Below are 1,839 nucleotides of genomic sequence, written 5' to 3'. Positions count from 1 at the left end.
TCCCCAGGCATTACTCACCCGTCCGCCGCTCGTCACCCAAGGAGCAAGCTCCTCTGTGTTACCGCTCGACTTGCATGTGTTAGGCCTGCCGCCAGCGTTCAATCTGAGCCATGATCAAACTCTTCAATTTAAAGTTTGTTGCTCGAATAAACTGGCAAATAAATTGTTCAGTCACTCGTTTAACGTAATATCTTTTGGATATCAGCATTCTCAAACGAGTGCCCACACAGATTGTCTAATTAACTTTTTAAAGAGCAATGTCGCATCACGTCCGATTTGCTTTCGCGTTTCGTTCCGTGCCGACAGGGAGCGCATTATAGGGAGGCTCTGAAAAGACGCAAGGGCTAAATCACGTTTTTTATCGAAAAACGCTTCAATCGCGCAGACATTGAACTAAATCACATTTTTTGTGTATTTAACCACCGATTTATAGCCAATACCTCATACCTCTGGCGTCTCATTTCGCTCGAGGAGGACGATTTCCCGCACTTGTTCTCGTTTTTCATCTCTACACATACATAAAGCACACGGATAAAGCCCCAACTCAGAGTTAATGAGTGTAGATGCATAACTGAACTTTTACCGCATTTCCTTATCATTCATTTTCGAACGCAAAAAAGAGTACTTAGGTAAGAATGCATCACTCAACAACGAGGGTTTGTAATAAATGACTGGTTTATCGCAAAATCCTTCAGGATACGTTTAATAAATGGAGTAATCATGACGCTTATATCCAGCAATTACCGATCATTTCGCCTGCCGCGCTGCATGCGCTCTCAGGCCCGTTGAAAGAACACACCATCAATGACCAAGCCGCTACAGTCTTATTACGATCTAATTGATAACCCTTCGCACCGCTGCCCCTGCATCTTGGTGCTGGATACGTCCTACAGTATGTACGACATTGCTATCCGTGAGCTAAATCAGGGGTTGCAGCAATTCATTCAAGCGGTGAAGCATGATGATTATGCGGGGCAATCAGTGGAAGTGGGCGTGGTGACGTTTGGTCATCGAGTTATCCCGCAACTGCCGCTGACACCCGTTCGACAAATTGAGAACGTAGATAACTTTATTGCCAGTGGTGATAGCCCGATGGGCGCCGCAGTACATGCCGGCTTGGATATCTTGGAAGCGCGTAAACGTGCCTATCAAAAAGCGGGAGTGGCTTACCACCAGCCGTGGCTGATTTTGATGACAGATGGCGTGCCTACTGATGAATGGCGCTCGGCAGCGGTACGTTGTCAGACTCTGGCCGATCAGAAAAAACTCTCGGTGTATTCGATTGCCATGGGCCCAGATGCGGATTTAAATGTGTTAACGCACTTTGGTGAGCGTAAACCGATGCGCCTACGCGGACTGCGTTTTCGCGAGTTTTTCCAATGGCTGTCCGCCAGCATGGAGCGCCTGAGCCAATCCCATCCGGATATGCCAGATACCGAAGAAGTTGATACCTTAGGTTGGGAAGCGCTGTGAATCCGGGCGATAAAATTCTGGATATTCACGGCCATTTTCGCCGTTTAGGGGCATACATTGGCCGCGGCGGTGAAGGCACGGTATTTGCCCTGCAGCACCAGCCAGACATTCTCATCAAATGTTACCACGCTGGACGTAGAGCGCTGCCCGCTTACAGTAAAGAGCAGCGAGCGAAAATCACCCAGCAAATCAGCATGTCTGCTGCGCTGCGTTCGTTGCCGTTAGCCTGGCCGCGGGTACTGATTTTTGATGAGCTGCAAAACTGGCTGGGCTATGCCATGTACCATGCGCGTGGATTTCCGCTGGCCAAGCTGATTCATCCTAATTTGTATCATCAGCATGCGCCGGCACTCAATCGCATCGAGT

At 48.7% G+C, this 1,839-nt stretch carries 2 protein-coding genes and 1 rRNA gene; 2 read left to right on the top strand and 1 reads right to left on the bottom strand.

Annotated features, from left to right (window positions below):
- A 16S ribosomal RNA gene (locus ACRC27_RS07010) occupies positions 1-130 on the bottom strand; the annotation flags it as partial.
- Positions 131-804: 674 nt separating this feature from the next.
- Between ACRC27_RS07010 and ACRC27_RS07005 the strand changes: the two genes are divergently transcribed.
- Both ACRC27_RS07005 and ACRC27_RS07000 read left to right on the top strand, forming a co-directional pair.
- Positions 805-1,473, top strand: a complete 669-nt coding sequence (locus tag ACRC27_RS07005; protein WP_039046723.1) for a vWA domain-containing protein — start codon at positions 805-807, stop codon at positions 1,471-1,473.
- The coding region (locus ACRC27_RS07000; protein WP_438639513.1) for a hypothetical protein at positions 1,470-1,839 on the top strand (370 nt) is incomplete at its 3' end. The genes ACRC27_RS07005 and ACRC27_RS07000, both read left to right, overlap by 4 nt.

The sequence above is a fragment of the Plesiomonas sp. genome, assembly GCF_051650925.1.
Taxonomy (GTDB): Bacteria; Pseudomonadota; Gammaproteobacteria; order Enterobacterales; family CAMTGL01; genus Plesiomonas.
This window is presented reverse-complemented; position numbering and strand designations above follow the sequence as displayed.

What these genes read in the sequence shown, in the direction of transcription:
- ACRC27_RS07005 (WP_039046723.1), top strand. Translation starts at nt 805, where the DNA reads ATGACCAAGCCGCTACAGTCTTATTACGATCTAATTGATAACCCTTCG.